Origin of the sequence: Streptomyces sp. Act143, from assembly GCF_003143935.1 — a bacterium.
In the GTDB taxonomy this organism is placed as follows: Bacteria; Actinomycetota; Actinomycetes; order Streptomycetales; family Streptomycetaceae; genus Streptomyces.
On sequence record NZ_QFRX01000001.1, the window covers coordinates 2,519,958 to 2,537,596 of the forward strand.

Sequence of the window (17,639 nt, forward strand, 5' to 3'; positions counted from 1 at the left end):
ACCTGCGGTCAAGAGAGGGAATCCATAGGCGTCCGGGGCGGCCGGTTCACCCCGCGACGACGTCCGCGAACCGCGCCGCCGCCCCTCTCGGCGCCCCTGTGTGGACCAGTTCGGTCCGGTGCACGACCCGGGGTTCGGTGACCGGAACCGCGGCCGTGCCCGGCACCCCCGTGGCCAGCGCGCGCGGCAGCAGCGTCAGGCCCCGGCCCGCCGCCGCCAGGGACGTGAGGGTGTGCAGGTCGGTGCCGTCGTAGCGCAGGGCGGTGCGAAAGCCCTGGCCGCCGTTCGCCGCGCGCAGGTGGGCCAGCGGCAGACCGGCGTCGGGGGCGTCCAGCCAGCGTGCGTCGGCCAGGTCGCCGAGGCGCAGACCGGGGCGCCGGGCCAGCGGGTGCCCGGCGGGCAGGAGCACGCACACGGGTTCCTCGCCCGCGCCGCGCGCGGTGAGCGGCGCGACGTCGGGCAGCCGCAGCGGGTCGCTGGGGGCGGCCAGACCGTCGACCAGGCCGAGGTCGGCGCTGCCGGTGGCGACGGCCGCGGGGATCGCGTCCCGGGCCAGCACCCGCAGTGTCACCCCGGCCGCCGGGAGCGCGGCGAGGACACGGGAGGCGAGCGCGGTCGGGGCGGCGGCGAGGGTCAGCCCGTGCTCGGGCGCGGACGCCATCCGCACGACGTCCGCGCGGGCCGCGTCCAGGCGCAGCAGGAGCGGGCCCGCGTGTTCCAGGAGCCGCTCACCGGCCGGTGTGGGCGCCACCGGGCGGCGGGTCAGCAGCGGTGCGCCGAGGTCCAGTTCGAGGGCCTGGATGTGCTGGGACACCGCCGACTGGGTGTAGCCCAGCTCCCGCGCGGCCTCGGAGAAGGAGGCGAGGCGGACGACGGTGACGTAGGTGCGGAGGAGGTGCGGGTCCATGCCGTAAGGGTGCCATCAGCATTGCTTATCGAGCATCCAGAAATCATCGTTGGACGCGATCCCCGGCCTCCGCCCAGGATGGCGGCATGACCAATCCAGCAGCTCGTATCGCCCTGGTCGGCGACCGCTCCCCCACCGTCGTGTCCCACACTCGTGTCCCCCTCCTCCTCGACGCCCTCGCCGAACGCGACCGGCTCGTCCTCGACGCCTACTGGATCCCCTCCGAGGAGGCCGCGGCCGAGGACGCCGTGGCCGGGTTCGACGCGGTGTGGGTGCTGCCGGGCAGCCCCTACCGCAGCGAGGAGGGGGTGCTCGCGGCGATCCGGCACGCGCGCGTGACGGGCGTGCCGTTCCTGGGGACGTGCGGCGGGTTCCAGCACGCGCTCCTGGAGTACGCCCGGAACGTGTGCGGCCTCGCGCGCGTGGCGCACGCCGAGAACGACCCCGACGCCGACGACTTCCTCATCGAACCGCTGGCCTGTTCGCTCGTCGGCCACGAGGGCGTGGTCACGATCGAGCCGGACTCGCTCGCTCAGACGGTCATCGGCTCGGAGCGCACCGTCGAGCGCTACTTCTGCGCCTACGGCCCCACCCGCCACCTGGACACCCTGCGCGCCCACGGGCTGCGCTTCTCCGGGTACGACGAGGACGGCCACGTGCGCATGGCGGAACTGCCGGGCCACCCGTTCTTCATGGCCTCGCTGTTCCAGCCGGAGCTGTCCGGCGACGGCTCGCGCCCGCACCCGATGATCCGGGCGCTGGCGCGAGCCGCCGTGGCCCACGCGGCGCGGCGGGAGCCTCAGCCCGCCGTGTGACCTCCGTGGTGCCCCCCGCCGTGGTCGAACTTCAGCGCCTCGGCGGGCATCACGACGAACGGCCGCATCATGCCCATGTCCTCGTGCTCCAGGAAGTGGCAGTGGTACATGAACCGGCCGTACGCCCCGTCGAACCGGCCCATGATGCGCAGCATCTGACCGCCCGGCACCCGGTAGACGTCCTTGTACCCGAGCTCGTTGGGGGCGAGCGGGACGGTGGCGTCGGGGTCGAAGGCGATCGGTGCGCGGGTGCCGCCGACCGCCGGGTCGAAGCCGCTCACCACGTACGGGTCCCGCCCGAGCGCCTGGAAGTCGGCCAGGTGGATGTGCATCGGGTGCGGGATCGGCGCGAGGTTGAGGAAGCTCCACTGCTCGTGGCTGCCCTCGGCGACGGTGAAGCCCAGGCCGTCGTTGAAGGTCCGCGCCGTGCGCCGGTACGTCCTGGTGGTGCCGTCCGGTCCGGTGACCTGGATGATCCCCTCGGCCGGGAACTCGATGCCGGTCGGGTCCTCGACCTCGGTCATCTCCCAGATCTCGGGGTGTCCCCCGCCGCCCTTGGTGCCGGGCGGGGTGAGCACGATCAGCCGGTGGCCGTGCGCCACGTCGTGGGTGAGCCGGCGGAAGGAGCCCGAGAGCACCTCCGGCAGTTCGAAGGTGTCGGTCTCGCAGCCCTCGCGGACGCGGAACTCCATGACCGCCGGGTAGCGCACGCCGCCCACCGGGTCGGGCACACCTGCGGGCTGCCCCGGCCCCTTGTTGACCAGCCGGAGCCTGCGGCCCGCGAGGCCGCGGAAGTCGACCAGCAGGTCGAAGCGCTCGGCCGGGGCGGCGGTCAGGGTGGGCAGGGCACCGTCGAAGTCGATCGGCACCGGGCGCGGCAGCAGGCCGCCGTCGCTGCCGATCTGGTGCACGATGCCCGGCACCGGGTTGTCGTCCTCGTCCAGGAGGACGAGTTCGTAGATCCGTGCGTTGGACGCGTTGACCAGACGGAAGCGGTACCAGCCGTCGTCCACGTCGGCGTACGGCCAGATGCGGCCGTTGACCGTGGTGTACGGGCCCGCGAAGGGCAGGGTCACCGGCTTGCCCGTCTCCGGGTTCGCCGGGTCCACCACGATGGTCTTGTGCAGCAGGCGGCCGTTGAGCCGGCCGTCCTCGTCGGTGTCGAGGTTGCGGTCGGCCAGCAGCAGCGGGATCTCCCGTTCCCCGTCGGGCAGGTGCAGGGCGTCCTCCTCGTCGTCACGGACGAGGTAGGTGCCGTACAGGCCCGCCATCACGTTCCACCGGGTGATGTTCATGGCGTGGTCGTGGTACCACCACTGGACCGCCTGGTGGTCGTTCGGGTACTCGGAGAGCTGGGCGTCGCCGAAGCCGACCGCGTTGTCCGCCCAGCCGTCGTTGCCGCCGCCGGTCTGCGCGCCGTGGAGATGCGTCACCGACCATGCGGGCAGGGCGGCCACGTCCTCGCTGGGCTTGACGCCCTCGCGGCCCGGTTCGGTGGTGGCGGGCGCGGTGCCCGGCGGGCGCACCGGCACCTCGACGGCGGTGACCGGGTACTCGCTGCCCTTGGGAATGCGGTTGGTCCAAGCGATGCGGACGCGCTGTCCGCGCCGCACCTCGATGGTGGGGCCGGGCACCATGCCCTCGTAGCCCCACATCAGGGTCGGCGGCAGCTGCGGGTGCAGCCGGACCCAGGTCGGGTGCAGGGCGATCTCCGTCTCGCGCAGCACGTCGCCCACCTCGGGCCGCAGGACCGGCGGGACGGGTAACGGCGCCACGTACGGCGTCAGTTCACCCGGTACCGGCGCCTGTTCCCTCGTGTCGCTCTCGGTGATCCTCTCGATGATCTCGGTCAAGATCGAAACCCCCGTGTGTTCCGTTCGTGTATTCCGTGCGTGTGTTCCGTGCGTGTGGTCCCCTCGCCCCGGAAGACCCGGTCGCCTCGCCGCGGGTTGCCTGAATGTCCCGTTCCGCACGAGAAGGTTCCGAAAACCGCAAACGGAATCATCAAGTCCTGTTGTCGGTGGCGGCTGTTACGTTCTGTTGCATGACCGATCGCGCTCTCCGGCTGCTCCTCCAGGACGCCCGCCTCGCCGAACTCGCCGCGTACCCCTTCGACTTCGACGTGGAGCGGGCCGGGCACGGCCACGTGGAACCGGTGCGCCTCGCCTCCGGCGGCTCCCTGCGGGCCGTGGCGGGCGACGCCGGAGGCGGTACGTACTTCGTGTGCGAGGACGGCTCGGTGCTGTACGCCGACTCCGAGGGCTCGGCCGGAATCGTCGGCGCCGGTGTCGACGAGGCACTGGAGATCATGATCGGGCTGGAGGACGAGGAGGACTACGCGGACGACGACGAGGACCCCGAGGGCTTCAGCCTGGAGCGGGCGCGGACCGAGCTGCGCGCCGGTCTGGGATTCCCGGAGCGCCCTCGCGAGGAGCTCGAAGCCCTGCTGGACGCCGCGCTGGCCCGCACCGAGCCCGACTTCCTGCTGCTCAACGCGGTGGAAGGCCGAGCCTACGACCTGATCGGCCCGCCCCCGCCACCGCTCCGGGAGCCCGTCCTGGCGTCCGGCCGCGCCGACCTGGCCGGACTGCGGGCCGGTGACCGCGCGGTGTGGGACGCGGTCGCCGACGACCCGGTACGACGCCGGATCGCGCTGCGGGCCGCCCAGTTCGACCGCGCGGAGGGCGACCTCGGCCTGCTGCGGCATCTGCTGCGCCATGAGGCGCGCTCGTCGATGTCGGACGAACTGCGGCTGGCCGCCGTACTGGTGGGGCTGCACGGCAGGCCCGAGGATCTGCCGCTGCTCCACGAGGTGCGCCGGACGGACTTCGACACGGCGTGCGGACTGAGCGAGCTGCCCGGCCCCGACGCCGACCCGGCCGAGCTGTCGCGATGGGCCCGGGAGCTGGACGACCTGCTGTTCGGCACGGACCCCGCCGACGAGCCGCTGTACACCTGGACGGACCTGGCCCTGGACCAGGGCATGACGAACCTCGCCCGGTGCGCGCTGATCCGGCGGTTCGACGCGATCGAACTGGACCAGAGCCTGCTGCGGCGGACCGACGACCCGGCCCGCCTCGACACCTCCGAACTGTCCTCCCTGGTCGGCGACTTCGAGCGGATCGGCGAGCCGGGTCAGGCGCTGCGCGCCCAGCGACTGCACACCGCGCTGCAGGAGAGGGCGTGCGACCGGGTCCCGGCCCGTCTGACCCAGGCCCGGCTGGAGCGGGAGACGGGACAACTCGCGGCGGCCGAACGCACGTTGGCCGCGCTCAGGGACACCTTGGCCGTGCCCGGCGACGCTTCGCCAGGGCTCTGGCGCGGCACGAGCCTCGGCCGGTACATCGCCGAGGAGCACTACGCGCTCGTCCTCGCCCTGGCCGACGCGGGCTCCGCCCAGGAGGCCCGCGCCCTGCTGGACGCCGCCGACGCCCTGCTCGGCGAGCTCTCGGAGTCCGCCGCGCGCGGCGCCCGGGAACTCGCCGAGAGATCCGCCCGGCGGGTGCGCGGACTCAGCTGACCAGGGGCAGGGAAAGCGGCAGGGGCGCGGACACGGGCAGGAGCGACCGCGGCGCCCGGGAACGGTCCGGGAGGAAGCCATGGGCACGCCGGGCGAGGAAGTCGGGCTTGTAGCGGTCGACCTTCTGGTGCCAGTTCAGGATGCCCGCCATCCAGTTCTGCAGGTCCAGGACGTAGTTCCGCATGACCTCGCGGGCCTCGTCCGACAGGTCGAAGTCGTCGTACACGACCGGCAGTTCGTGTGCGGCGACGTGCTGGAACTGCTGCATGCGCTGGGTCGTCAGGTCGTGCACGACACCAAGGGCGGTCGGGTAGTCGATGCCGAAGAAGTTCTGCACGACGAGGACGGCGTTGTGGATCTCGCCCTCGTACTCGATCTCCTTCTGGTACGAGAAGATGTCGTTCAGCAGGCACGCGTAGTCGATGGCAGCGTTCTCCAGCGAGCGGACGGGGCCGCTGCGGTAGACGTCCGGCGGGATGGCGGGGCCGTGTCCCATCCGGCACAGGCTCAGGGTGAGGTCGGAGCCGAAGGTGGCGCGGCGCATCTCCAGGTAGTCGACGGGGTCGGGGATGCGGTTCTGGATCTGGTTGGTCAGCTCCCAGACCCAGCTCTCCGTCATCACGTTCACGGCGGCCTTGAGCGAGCGCCGCGCGTCGGGGGTCATCCCGGCCGTGGTGCGGGCCCACAGGTCGACGAGGCCGCGCTCCATGGCGTTGAGCGGGACGGGGATCTCCTCGCCGTCGACGGGCATGCAGTCCGCCAGGCGCCGGGTGGTCAGCCGGGCGGCGGCCAGGTCGCGCCGGTGGCCGAAGACGAGCGGGTAGTAGTCGTCGCCGTACGTCCCCCAGGCCAGCCAGTGCGCGCTGAGGTCGAGCGCCTCGGGGGTGGCGTCCGGGTCCAGGCCCGCCGAGCACAGGGCGAGGTCGGCGGCGGCGAGCCGGTCCTCGTCCCAGACGCCCTCCTGGAGCATGCCCATGCCGTGCGTCCACGCGACGAGACGGGTCCGGGCGGCGTCCAGGTGCGGGCTGAGCTGGACCTGGAAGGGCATGTGGAGGTCGGGCAGCAGGGACGGTCCGACCTTCTGGTACGGCACGTGCGTGTGGGCGCGCAGGCGTTCGGCGCCGGCCGAGGCGAGCAGGGCGCCGACGTCGGCGGCGGAGGTGCCGGGGCCGGTCAGGCCGTGCCAGGGCGAGGCGGACTCGGCGCCCTTGTTCATGTAGCGACTGGACCGCAGGTGCCATTCGTGACCGCCGGACTGCCAGTCCTGAAGTCCCTTGGTGTAGGCGGCGACCGCGGCGACCTCGGGCGGGGTGAGCCCGTTCTCCAGGGCGAGTGCCGGCACCTCGGTCAGGGCCGTGTGCTCGAACTGGTGGAGCCGGGAGGTCAGGATGTCGTTGACGATGTCGGCGGCCTCCTGCGTGGTGCAGCCGAAGAACGTCTCCAGGACCAGCACGCCGTTGCTGTTCTCGCCCTCGTCCTCGACCTCGCGCTGGTAGGAGAACAGGTCGTTGCGCAGGTGGACGGCGTCGGAGAAGGTCTCCATGAGGACCCGCAGCGGCCGCGACCCCGCGACGGACACCGGGACCTCGGCCGTCGCGTACTCCACGAGCCCCGCCGACCAGGGGGCGCCGCCCACCTTGCGGCGCATCTCGATGTACTCGACGGGGTTGGCGATCCGGCCCTCGTTGATGTTGGACAGCTCCCACAGGGACTCGTTGAGCAGATGCTCGGTGGCCACGGCGAAGCGGCGCCGCCAGTCGGCCGACATGGCGGGCACGGTCCGCGTCCACAGGTCGGCGAGCCCCGCCTCCACGGGGTTCTGCGGCTCGGGCATCGGGGTCTGCGGGTCCATCGGCATGAACAGCGGCAAGCGGTCCAGATGGGCCTTGCCGGCGGCGCGGTCCTGGGTGCGTTTGAACATGTCCAGGAAGTGGTCGTCGAAGAAGAAGACCCACACGTACCAGTCGGTGATCAGGGAGAGGGCCGGGCCGTCGCAGTCGGGGTGGGTGTAGGCGCAGAGCAGGCCGTAGTCGTGCGCGTCGAGGTCGGACTGCTCCCAGATCCCGGACCCCTCCAGCATGCCCATCTCGCGCGCCCACGCCGTCGAGTGGGCACGGGCCTCGTCGAGATGTGGGTTCAGCCGCGCGGGATACGGCATGTAGAAGTGCGGGAGTTCGAAGGGCTGCTGCGTCATGGGCGGGCCCTACCCAGGCCCTTCCGAGGGCATCCGCCGCACCGCACATGATCACACCATCGCGTGAATCGCGGCTGAACCAAGGCATTGCGGACGGCACTTGTGGCGTGTCTCGAAGAGGTGCCGGGCGGGGTGCGCGGGGCTCAACCGGCCCGCACCGCCCGGCCCACCTCCGCCCGCAGCGCCACGAACTCCGGCAGTCCGCGGGTCCCGATCTGCTCCCGCTCGCCCGGCAGGTCGACCGGCAGGTCGAGGACGACGTGGGAGCCCGGTCCCGGCGACAGGACGACGACGCGGTCGCCGACGTAGACGCTCTCGTCGATGTCGTGGGTGACGAACACGATGGTCGTGCCGTCGGTGCGGTGGACCTCCAGGAGGAGGTCCTCCAGGTCCTCCCGGGTCTGGGCGTCCAGGGAGCCGAAGGGCTCGTCCATGAGCAGCAGGGAGGGGCGGCAGACCAGGGCGCGGGCGATGGCGACGCGCTGCTGCATGCCGCCGGAGAGCTGCCACGGGTGGCGGCGGGCGGTGCCGTCGAGACCGACGCGCTCCAGGATGCGCTCGGCCTCGGCGCGACGCCCGGCGCGGCCGAGGCCCTGGCGGCGCAGCGGGAGGGCGACGTTGTCGCGGACCGTGAGCCAGGGGTAGAGGGAGCGGCCGTAGTCCTGGAAGACGACCGCGAGCCGGTCGGGCACACCGGTGACGGGGACGCCGTCGACGGTGACCTTGCCCTCACGGGCGGGCAGCAGCCCGGCGACGGTGCGCAGCAGGGTGGACTTGCCGCAGCCGGAGGGGCCGACCACGCAGAGGAGCTGGCCGTCGGGGACGGTGAGGGTGAGGTCGTGCAGGACCGGGTGGTCGCCGTAGTACTGGGCGACTGCGTCGAGGCGGAGCATGCGGTCGCGTCACCTGGCCCGGGGGTCGTGGGGTGGCTCTGTACGGATACGGGTCATGCGGTCGCCCTTCCGCTGCCGACGAGGCGCTTCTCGACCGCCAGCAGGCCGGTGTTGAGCACGTGGCCGAGGATGCCGAGCAGGACCAGCGCCGCCCATACGGTGAGCAGGTCGGAGCGGGTCTGGGCGTCGGTGAGCGTGAAGCCGATGCCGTTGGCGGTGCCCGGCAGCAGTTCCGAGAACACCATGAGGATGAGGGAGAGGGAAAGGCTCAGCCGCAGGCCCGCGAAGATGCGGGGCAGGGCGGCGGGGAGGATCAGGAACAGCAGCCTCTCGGCGGGGCCCAGGCGGAGTACGGCGGCGACATCGAGGCGGAGCGGGTCGGTGTTGCGGGCGCCCTCCGCGGTGTTGATCAGCACCGGCCAGACGGCGCTGAAGACGATCGACGCGATCTGCATGGGCGTACCGAAGTCGAAGACCACGACGAACACCGGGACCAGGGCGGGCGGCGGGACGGCCCGCGCGAACTGGAGGACGGGGTTGCAGAGCGCGTACGCGCGCGGAGAGCGGCCGATCGCGACGCCGAGCGCGATCCCGGCGACGGCGGCGAGCGCGAACCCGGCGGCCATCCGCCCGAGGCTGGGGAGGATGTCGGCGACGGCGGCCTCGGTGAAGAAGGCGTGCCGGACAGGGCCCGAGAACCACAGGTCGTACATGTGGCGGGCGATACGTGCGGGTGGCGGAAAGTAGACGCTGCCGTGCGCACGGGCGACCACCTCCCACCCCGCCACGACAAGGACGAGGACGACCCAACGGAGAAGGGCGTGCCGGAGGCCGGTGGGGATGCGGGGGCGGGTGGGGGGTGGGGCGGGGGTGGCCCGGGAGCCGGTGGAGGGCGGGGCGGGGCCACTCCGGGTGCCGGCGAGGGACGTCGCGGGGGCGGTGCCGGGGTGGCCGGGGGAAGCCTTCGGGGGTTGTCCGCGCGAACCCGGCTCAGGCTCGGCCGCCGGCCCGCCCGGACGCGCGCCCTCCTCCGAACCCGCACCCACCTCCCGGTCCGCGCCCACGTCCCCGGCCCCCCGCCCGTCGACCTCCTCGCCCCCGCTCACGTCCCCACCCCGATGCCCCGTTCCCGTTCCCTCTCCCGTTCCCGTTCCCGCTCCCCCGCCGTCCACGGGAACAGCCGGCGTTCGCCCCACACCAGCACCCCGTTGATGACCAGGCCCAGCGCTCCTGCCCACACCACACCCGCCAGGACGTCCCGGGTACCGTCCGTGGCCAGACCCGCCTGGGCGATGAAGATGCCGAGGCCCTCGCCGAAGCCGGAGAGGATCTCGGTGGCGACGGCCAGGATGAGGGCGACGGCCGCCGAGATGCGGATGCCGGCGGCGATGAAGGGGGCGGTGCCGGGGAGTTCGACGCGGAGCAGCACTGCCAGGCGGCCGAAGCCGAAGGCGCGGAGGGTGTCCTTGGCGAGGGGGTCGGTCTCGCCGAGGCCGTAGACGGTGTTGAAGAGGATCGGCCACACGCAGGCGTACGTGACGAGTGCGACCTTCGTCTCCGTGCCCGAGCCGAGCAGCAGGGACACCAGCGGAATCAGCGCCACGGACGGCAGGGGCCGCAGGAACTCCACGATCGCGCGGACGGCCGCGTCGACGACCGGCACGCTGCCCAGCAGCAGGCCCAGCGGGACCGCGAGGGCGACGGCCAGCGCGAGTCCGAGCGCCCAGGCGCGCAGCGTGGCCCCGACGCCTTGCAGGAACTCCTCGTCGCCCGCCAACTCCACGGCTCGTCGCAGGACTTCGGATGCCGGAGGCAGGTAGCTGCGGCGCACGACCCCGGCCCGGCTCACCGCCTCGCACACCCCGAAGGCGAGCAGCACCCCGAGCGCCCCGAGCACCAGCTCCTGCCGCAGCCTCACTTCACGTCCCCGCGTCCCGTTTCTTTCTGGTCCGTCACTTCACCAGCAACACCGCGGGGTCGAGCGGCTTCTTCAGCATCCCCCGCTTCTTCATGAGATCGGTGAGCCGGGCGATCTGCTCGGCGTCCGCCGTCGGCGGGAAGACCGGCAGGTCGATCTTCCTGGCCTGCTCCGACGTCACCTTGGTGTACGTCGGCAGAATGTCCCGTACGGCCTCCGGGTCCTTGGCCGCGATCTGCACGGCGGCCTTGAGGGCGCGCTGAAACGCGGCGAGCGTCCTGACGTTCCCGGACGCGTACCGCTTCGTCGTGAGGTAGCCGCTGAGCGGGATGGACTGCACCGGCGCGGACGCGCCGTCCACCAGCACCCGCGCCCCGAGCTCGTCCTGGATGGCGCTGTCGAAGGGCTCGACCACGTGCACGGCGTCGACCTGCCCCTTGTCGAGCGCGGCGCCCATCTGCGGGAACGGGATCTGCCGGTAGACGGGCTTGCCGGCCCCCTGTTCCGCCATGATCTCGTCGAAGGTCAGCGACTGGACGTTGTTGAGGACGTTGACGGCGAGTTTCCGGCCGGTCAGGTCGGCCACCGACTTGATGTCCGAGTCCTTCGGGACCAGTACCTCCATCATGCGCGGCGCGGCCCGGATCGCCTCGGCGACGATGCGGACGTCGAGGGTGCCCTTCTCCTGGGCCTGGAAGTAGGTGACGTAGTTCGCGCTCGCGACCATGTCGATCTGGCCCTTGGACAGGGCCGGCAGCGCCTGGAGGCTCTGCTGGATCTGCTGGATGCGGACGTCCAGCCCCTCCTTCTCGAACAGGCCGCGGTCCTGCGCGAGGTAGAGCATGGCGCTGTCGACCAGCGGCAGCGCGGCCACGGTGACCTTAGTGCGCCCGCCGTCGGCCACGCCGGAGTCATCGTCGTCGCCGCAGGCCGCCGACGTCAGCGCGAGGGCCGTCGCCAGCACCGCCGCCGCGCCTCTTCTCACTCGCGACGCCTGTCCGGCTCGTCCCGCCCTGTCCGTTCGTCCCGTGCACCCTCGACCCAGCGCCATGGGCGCATGATGACGCCCGACTTGGCATGATCACTACATACAAGCCAGCCGAATCGACGTTCTTGGAAAATCCCGAGGCGTCGGCCACCGTGGTCGCATGACCCCTACGGCGCCCACCGCCCCGCCGGTTCCCGATGTGTTCGACCCCCGCCGGTACGCGGCCGGGGTGCCGTACGACGCCTATCGCGTCCTGCGCGACCACCACCCCGTGGCCTGGCAGGAGGAGCCCGAGGTGCTGGACTGGCCCGCCGGTCCGGGGTTCTGGGCGGTGACCCGGCACGCGGACGTGGTGCGGGTGCTCCGGGACCCGGGGACGTTCTCCTCCTGTCTCGGCGCGACCCAGATCCGCGACCCCGACCCCGCCGACCTGCCGTTCATCCGGCGCATGATGCTCAATCAGGACCCGCCGCGACACGGGAGGTTGCGGCGCCTGGTCAGCCGGGCGTTCACCCCGGCGCGCATCGCCCGCTTCACCGAGGTCGCCGGGGAACGGGCCCGCACCCTGTTCACCCACGCCCTGGAGACGGCCCGGTCCGCGGACGGCACCGTCGACCTCGTCGCCGCGGTCACCGACGACTACGCCCTGCTCAACCTCGCCGACCTGCTCGGCGTCCCGGAGGAGGACCGCGGACTGCTGCTCCACTGGACGCGGCGGGTCATCGGCTACCAGGACCCCGACGAGGCCGGCGCCCCGATGCGGGACGCGGCGGGCAGACCCGTCAACCCGCGCTCCCCCGCGCTGCTCCAGGACATGTTCGCGTACGCCCGCCGACTGGCCGCGCACAAACGCCGTCACCCGGCGGACGACGTCATGACCACCCTCGCCGAGGAGGCCGAACTCGCCGACGGCGAGCTGGAGATGTTCTTCTTCCTCCTCACGGTCGCGGGCAACGACACCGTCCGCAGCGCGGCCCCCGGCGGGCTGCTGGCCCTGGCCGAGCACCCGGCGTCGTACGCCCGACTGCGCGCCGGTGACGTCGAACTCACCACCGCGGTCGACGAGTTGCTGCGCTGGCACCCACCCGTGCTCTCCTTCCGCCGCACCGCCGTACGCGACACCGAACTGGCGGGCCGCCGCATCCCGGCCGGTGACAAAGTCGTCGTCTTCCACGCCTCCGCCAACCGGGACGAGCGGGTCTTCGACGCCCCGGACCGGCTGGAGCTGTCCCGTGCGCCGAACCCGCACGTGTCCTTCGGCGACGGCCCCCACGTCTGCCTCGGCGCGCACTTCGCGCGGCTGCAACTGCGGGTGCTGTACGCGGAGGCGCTGCGCGCGCTGCCGGTCCTGCGGACGGCCGGACCGGCCCGCCGACTGGTGTCCAATTTCATCAACGGGCTCAAGTCCTTGCCGGTACATGTCAGTTGAGGGACGTCACCGCTGCCGCACCTGGATCAGCGCATGCGTCCCCCCGGTCCGCCACGCCTGCCCCTCCGCTGCCACCAGGGCGGCCTCCGTGGCGGGCGTGAGGCCGGTGATCACATCGGACTTCAGGGTGCGCAGGGCCGCGACCGGGCCCGGGAAGTGGGCGGTGACGCCGGCGAACGGCGTGGTCGGGGGCCAGTTCCGATCGCCCACCAGGCGGCGGTAGTTGAGGTCGCCCTTGAGGACGGTCAGCGTGCCGTCGGCGAGTTCGCCGCGCAGGTCGTCGGGCATGGCCTCGTACGGCAGCGGGGCGCAGGAGAAGGCGTGCGCCCGGACCGTGAGCCGGCCGTCGGCCATCGCCGACCACAGCTCGTGGCCGTACGCGGCGGCCGCGCCCCGCGCACGGGTCAGCCGGCGCAGGGCGTCGACCACGTCGGCGGTGGTGGCGTCGGACACGTAGTACGGGTACGGCTTGACGTGCAGGACGGCCCGCCGGGCCCGGCCGTGGGTGAGGAGGTGGGCGATCAGGAGCAGGTCGGGGACGAGTTCGCGGCCCGCGTTGTCGGCGACGAGGCACAGGGTGTCCGCGCCGTCGAGCAGCGACCAGAGGGCAGCGCTGTCGTCGGCGACGAGTCCGGGGACGGCGGCGCGGACCTCGGCGCCCTCGTCGGACAGCCGGAAACCGAGGTCGGCGCGGTTGCCCCACAGGGAGCCGTGCAGCAGGGCCGCGGCCTGTTCGTCGACCGGGCGGTCCGCCAGGTCGTCCAGCGCGGCCAGTTCCTCGTCGGTCTCGGGGGCGTCGAGCTCGGCGAGCTTGAACGGGCGGAAGGGGTCCACGCCTTGCCAGGGCCCCGGGCCGAAGTACCCCACGGCGTCGAGGAGTCGACGGTAGAACCAGCTCTCGGACCACAGCCAGGGGATGTCGAACCAGGACAGCCCGGCGTACTCGTCCATCCCCCAGGCCGCCCAGGACGCGCGGCCCGGCGCGTCGGCGGGGAGCGGCTCGATCACGCCCTTGGTGCAGTTCTCCAGCAGCGCGTCGAGGGCGTGATGCTGCTCCGGGCCGTAGGGGAACGCCTCCCGCACCTGCCGCACGATCGCGGGATGCCGTTCGGCGAGCACGCTGTGCGGGAACGAGCCGGGCTCGTCGGCGAGCAGCACGGGAGCGGCCGGAGCTCCGGGCACGACCGGAGCACCGGGAGCAGCGGAAGCCGGGGACGGGTGGGACGGCTCGGGCGGGGTGTGGGGCATGGGCGTCACCGTACCGCTCCCGTCAGGGGATTCTGATCTCCCGCTCCAGCTGGGTGGTGAGGCTCAGATAGCGGGCGCGGCGGGGTACCGGCACCATGCCGCGGATCAGGAGGTGCCACATCTCGGCCAGCCGGCGCGGATGGCGGGTGACGGGCTCCAGTGAGCGGCCGACGACACGGAGGCCGACGAGGGAACTGACCAGGGAGTGGGCGACGGCATCGACATCGATGTCCGGATGGAGGTCGGCGTCCTTGACCGCGCCGAGGAGTTTGCGGGTGGCGATGTCCAGCCATTCCTCGAAGGGGTGGGTGAGCGGCTGCGGTACTTCCAGTCCGCCGATGGTCAGGCGGAGTCCGGCTCTGGGGACGGGGCCCTCGACGGACAGCCGCGCGTTTCCGAAGGTGATGCGGATCAGGGCTTCGAGGTGGGAGAAGCCCCGGCTGTCCATCTCGACGGCCAGCCGGCGCAGGGTTCTGGACTGAATCTCAAGGATGGCGTGAGCGAGATCCTGCTTCGCCGCGAAGTGGAAGTAGAGGGCGCCCTTGGTGACTTGGGCGTGCTCGACGATGTCGCTCAGGCTGGTCGACTCGTACCCCTGCCGGTCGAACAGATCCGCTGCGGCGGCGATGATCGCCGCTCGGGTCTGTTCGGCGCGTAACTGCCTAGCCATCGATGGGACTCTCCTGGGGGCCGAGAAAGCAGGACCGAAAAGAACAGGCCATGCCGTTTGTTTCTTACTCCCCGTACACGATATCTCACCGTACGACGGTCATCCGAGGGCACCTCAATTCCCTTCAGCCTTCAGACCTCCCACAACTTATTCACTATTTGCGTGCAGGGCGCAATGGGGCCGATAAGAAACCGGTCGCTCAGTACAGAAAAAGGCGGGCCGACCGGTGCCCCATCCGCACCGGTCGGCCCGCCCGTTCGGCGGGGTGGCTCAGAAAGTCAGCTTCCAGCTGTTGAGCGTGCCCGTGTCCTGCGCCGCGGTGTCCTGGACGCGCAGCTTCCAGGTGCCGTTGGCGGTCTCGCTCGAAGCGTCCACGGTGTAGGTGGTGTTGACGTTGTCCGCGGAGTCCGAGGAGCTGGCGGACTTCAGGGTGTACACCGTGCCGTCGGGAGCGACCAGGCTGATCACCAGGTCACCGCGGTAGGTGTGGGTGATGTCCACGGCGACCTTGAGGGCCGCGGGGGCGTTGCCGGTGCGGCCGCTGACGGTGATGGCGGACTCGATCGCCGCGCCGTTGTCCGGGATGGCGACCGCGGAGGTGCTGGAGTACGTCGTCCCCGTGGTCGTACCGCCGCCGCTGACGGCGGCCACGGTCTTCGCGGCGTCCGCGAGGCCGGCGCCGCAGCCGCCCGAGCAGGCGCCGGGCAGCGGGCGGGCGTTGGTCTTGATGGCCGACTCGATCTGGGCCGGGGTCAGCGAGGAGTTGGCCGACTTCAGCAGGGCGACGAGGCCCGCGATGTGCGGGGTGGCCATGCTGGTGCCCTGGTAGTAGGCGTAGCTCTCGGTCGACGCCGTCTTCGTGCCGGAGTTCAGCGTGGACAGGATGCCGTTGGCGGTTCCCGTGCTGGTCTGACCGCCCGGGGCCGAGATGTCCACCAGCGAACCGTAGTTGGAGTACGAGGCCTTGGCGCCCGTGCGGTTGGTCGCGGCGACCGATATGACGTTGTTGCAGTTGCCCGGGGAGTGGTTCGCGACGTTGTCGTTGTCGTTGCCCGCGGCGACGGCGATCGTCGTGCCGCGGTTCACGGCGGCGTTGATGGCGCTCTGGGTCGCGGTGGAGCAGGCCCCGTCGCCGCCCAGGCTCATGTTGATGACCTTGGCGACGTTGGTGTTGGCGGGCACGCCGGAGACGGTGCCGCCGGACGCCCAGGTGATGGCGTCGATGATGTCGGAGTCGTAGCCGCCGCACTTGCCGAGCACACGCAGCGGGGAGATCTTCGCGCCGTGGGCGATGCCCGCGATGCCCTTGCCGTTGTTGGTGACCGCGGCGATGGTGCCGGCCACGTGGGTGCCGTGCCAGGAGGAGTTGGACGCCGGGACACCGGAGCCGCACTCGCCCGCGTTGTACCAGTCGCCCGGGTCGGCCGGGTTGCTGTCGCGGCCGTCGCCGTCCACCGAGACGGCGGTGTCGGAGATGAAGTCGTAGCCGCCGACGATGTTCGCGGCGAGGTCGCTGTGGGCGACGTAGCCGGTGTCGATGACGGCGACGGTGACGCCGGAGCCGGTGGTGGTGTTCCAGGCGCCGGGGACGTTCATGCCGGCCGTGGCCTCGAACAGGTCCCACTGCTTGGCGTACTCGGTGTCGTTCGGGTCGGCCTGCGGCTTGTTCAGGCGGTCCGGCACGACGTACGCGACCTGCGGGTCGGCCCTGTACTCGGCGACGACGTCGGCGACGTCCGCGCGGGTGGCGTCGGCCCCCAGGTCGACCAGGGCGGCACCGGTGCCCAGGCGGCGCCGGAAGTCGACGTCCTCGCCGGCCTCCTTGCCCTTGGCGGCGGCGTCGGCCTCGGCGGCCGAGTTCGACTTGGCCTCGGTGGCACCGGACTTGTAGCCGACGATGAGGCGCTCGGCGGTGACGCCGGGGGCGGCCTCGGTCTGGGCGGTGGGAACGGCGGCTGCCTTCGGGGCGGCGGCCTCCTGGGCCGTGGCCACCGTGGCGCCGGCCGCCGTGAACAGCGCGGCCGAGACCGCGACCACGGAGATCATCTTCCGCCGGGGGGAGGGCGAGGTACGCAAGGGCTTTGCCTTTCGTGGCCGTGCTCCGTGCAGGCCGGAGCAGCGGTGGGGACGCTTCGTCGGTGAAGCGGCGGGGGGTTGGTCGAAAAGCGGCGTGGGGGCCGGCCGAGCGCCCAGCGACCAGGGAGGGGGTTACCTGTGGGTCAGCTGTGGCCTGAACGATAGGCAAAGGGAAGGTCATGTGAATACAGGGGAAACCCTCGATCAGGCCGGAAACCCACCCTCGCCGACCGGAAGTTGAGAGCCGATGCACCCTTTTGCGGTGGATGTCCCGCGGTGAACGCGCCGGGTCCGGTTTCCGTACTGCACGGGAGCAAACCGTTGCCGCGCCGGCCGAGGAGACGTTCCGGATGTCCCGGATGACCGCATACCGCACCGCCGCCCTGGCGGCTGCCGCACCGCTTCTGGTCACCGTCTGGGCCGCCGCCCCGGCGCAGGCGCACGGCGCGCCGACCGATCCGGTGAGCCGGGTGTACGCCTGCTCCCCCGAGGGCGGCGACCGGGCGCGGTCCACGGCCTGCCGGGCCGCCGTCGCCGCGAACGGCGCGCCCTTCACCGCCTGGGACAATCTGCGCATCGCGAACGTGAACGGCCGGGACCGGCAGACCGTCCGCGACGGCGAGCTGTGCAGCGGGGGCCTGCCCGCCTACCAGGGCCTCGACCTGGCCCGCGCCGACTGGCCGTCGACGCATCTGACGCCGGGCGCGACGCTGACCGTGAAGTACGCCTCGACGATCCCGCACACCGGTACGTTCAAGCTCTTTCTCACCAAGCAGGGCTACGACCCGACGCAGCCGCTGAGCTGGTCCGACCTGCCGGAGAAGCCGTTCGCCGAGGTGACGGACCCGGCGCTGACGGACGGCGCGTACCGGCTCCGCGCGACGCTGCCGTCGGACCGCACCGGGCGGCACGTGCTTTAGACGCCGTTTCTTTTGGTGTGATTGGGGCTACCGGGGCTATGCGTCGGCCCATCCCGCAGTG

13 protein-coding genes and 1 pseudogene are annotated in these 17,639 nt (G+C 72.0%); 4 read left to right on the forward strand and 10 right to left on the reverse strand.

Features of this window, described 5'->3' with window-relative positions:
* Positions 1-46: 46 nt before the first annotated feature.
* Positions 47-907, reverse strand: coding sequence for a LysR family transcriptional regulator (locus DI272_RS11290; RefSeq protein WP_109495231.1), 861 nt, complete (start codon positions 905-907; stop codon positions 47-49).
* A gap of 86 nt (positions 908-993) precedes the next feature.
* Here DI272_RS11290 and DI272_RS11295 point away from each other — a divergent pair, with 86 nt between their 5' ends.
* Positions 994-1,722 (forward strand): hypothetical protein, encoded by a 729-nt coding sequence (locus tag DI272_RS11295; RefSeq protein ID WP_109495232.1) that lies wholly within the window; start codon positions 994-996, stop codon positions 1,720-1,722.
* Here DI272_RS11295 and phsA read toward each other — a convergent pair.
* A complete protein-coding gene (gene phsA / locus DI272_RS11300) occupies positions 1,707-3,575 on the reverse strand; it encodes an O-aminophenol oxidase PhsA (protein ID WP_109495233.1) in 1,869 nt (622 codons plus the stop codon). The two genes, DI272_RS11295 and phsA, sit on opposite strands and share 16 nt — an antisense overlap.
* 191 nt (positions 3,576-3,766) lie before the next feature.
* Here phsA and DI272_RS11305 point away from each other — a divergent pair, with 191 nt between their 5' ends.
* Positions 3,767-5,242 carry a hypothetical protein gene (locus tag DI272_RS11305; protein WP_109495234.1) on the forward strand — a complete coding sequence of 492 codons (1,476 nt, stop codon included), beginning with the start codon at positions 3,767-3,769 and terminating at the stop codon, positions 5,240-5,242.
* Here DI272_RS11305 and cyc2 read toward each other — a convergent pair.
* The 5 genes from cyc2 to DI272_RS11330 form a co-directional block, all read right to left on the reverse strand.
* Complete coding sequence (gene cyc2, locus DI272_RS11310; RefSeq protein ID WP_109495235.1) at positions 5,235-7,436, reverse strand: germacradienol/geosmin synthase Cyc2; 2,202 nt, start codon at positions 7,434-7,436, stop codon at positions 5,235-5,237. The genes DI272_RS11305 and cyc2 overlap by 8 nt on opposite strands.
* Before the next feature lie 143 nt (positions 7,437-7,579).
* Complete coding sequence (locus DI272_RS11315) at positions 7,580-8,329, reverse strand: ABC transporter ATP-binding protein (protein ID WP_109495236.1); 750 nt, start codon at positions 8,327-8,329, stop codon at positions 7,580-7,582.
* A gap of 53 nt (positions 8,330-8,382) precedes the next feature.
* Positions 8,383-9,435: an ABC transporter permease gene (locus DI272_RS11320; RefSeq protein WP_258314521.1), complete on the reverse strand. Its 1,053-nt coding sequence runs from the start codon at positions 9,433-9,435 to the stop codon at positions 8,383-8,385.
* Positions 9,432-10,247, reverse strand: coding sequence for an ABC transporter permease (locus DI272_RS11325; RefSeq protein ID WP_109495237.1), 816 nt, complete (start codon positions 10,245-10,247; stop codon positions 9,432-9,434). Before DI272_RS11325 ends, DI272_RS11320 begins: the two co-directional genes overlap by 4 nt.
* Positions 10,248-10,281: 34 nt before the next feature.
* Positions 10,282-11,232, reverse strand: a complete 951-nt coding sequence (locus tag DI272_RS11330; RefSeq protein ID WP_258314522.1) for an ABC transporter substrate-binding protein — start codon at positions 11,230-11,232, stop codon at positions 10,282-10,284.
* Positions 11,233-11,395: 163 nt separating this feature from the next.
* Here DI272_RS11330 and DI272_RS11335 point away from each other — a divergent pair, with 163 nt between their 5' ends.
* Positions 11,396-12,664, forward strand: coding sequence for a cytochrome P450 (locus DI272_RS11335; RefSeq protein ID WP_109495239.1), 1,269 nt, complete (start codon positions 11,396-11,398; stop codon positions 12,662-12,664).
* A gap of 6 nt (positions 12,665-12,670) precedes the next feature.
* On the opposite strand, the gene DI272_RS11340 is transcribed toward DI272_RS11335, so the two are convergent.
* From DI272_RS11340 to DI272_RS11350, 3 genes are all read right to left on the reverse strand, one after another.
* A complete protein-coding gene (locus DI272_RS11340; RefSeq protein WP_109495240.1) occupies positions 12,671-13,846 on the reverse strand; it encodes a damage-control phosphatase ARMT1 family protein in 1,176 nt (391 codons plus the stop codon).
* Positions 13,847-13,934: 88 nt separating this feature from the next.
* Positions 13,935-14,582 carry a ScbR family autoregulator-binding transcription factor gene (locus DI272_RS11345; RefSeq protein WP_109495241.1) on the reverse strand — a complete coding sequence of 216 codons (648 nt, stop codon included), beginning with the start codon at positions 14,580-14,582 and terminating at the stop codon, positions 13,935-13,937.
* A 270-nt stretch (positions 14,583-14,852) separates the two neighbouring features.
* Positions 14,853-16,658 (reverse strand): S8 family serine peptidase, encoded by a 1,806-nt coding sequence (locus DI272_RS11350; RefSeq protein WP_109495242.1) that lies wholly within the window; start codon positions 16,656-16,658, stop codon positions 14,853-14,855.
* A 350-nt stretch (positions 16,659-17,008) separates the two neighbouring features.
* Between DI272_RS11350 and DI272_RS11355 the strand changes: the two are divergent.
* Positions 17,009-17,575, forward strand: a pseudogene (locus DI272_RS11355) (lytic polysaccharide monooxygenase); the annotation flags it as partial.
* Positions 17,576-17,639 lie beyond the last annotated feature (64 nt).

Excerpts from the sequence above, each read along its gene's own strand:
- DI272_RS11290 (WP_109495231.1), bottom strand. The coding sequence starts at position 907 with ATGGACCCGCACCTCCTCCGCACCTACGTCACCGTCGTCCGCCTCGCC.
- DI272_RS11295 (WP_109495232.1), top strand. The coding sequence starts at position 994 with ATGACCAATCCAGCAGCTCGTATCGCCCTGGTCGGCGACCGCTCCCCC.
- DI272_RS11305 (WP_109495234.1), top strand. The coding sequence starts at position 3,767 with ATGACCGATCGCGCTCTCCGGCTGCTCCTCCAGGACGCCCGCCTCGCC.
- cyc2 (WP_109495235.1), bottom strand. The coding sequence starts at position 7,436 with ATGACGCAGCAGCCCTTCGAACTCCCGCACTTCTACATGCCGTATCCC.
- DI272_RS11315 (WP_109495236.1), bottom strand. The coding sequence starts at position 8,329 with ATGCTCCGCCTCGACGCAGTCGCCCAGTACTACGGCGACCACCCGGTC.
- DI272_RS11335 (WP_109495239.1), top strand. The coding sequence starts at position 11,396 with ATGACCCCTACGGCGCCCACCGCCCCGCCGGTTCCCGATGTGTTCGAC.
- DI272_RS11345 (WP_109495241.1), bottom strand. The coding sequence starts at position 14,582 with ATGGCTAGGCAGTTACGCGCCGAACAGACCCGAGCGGCGATCATCGCC.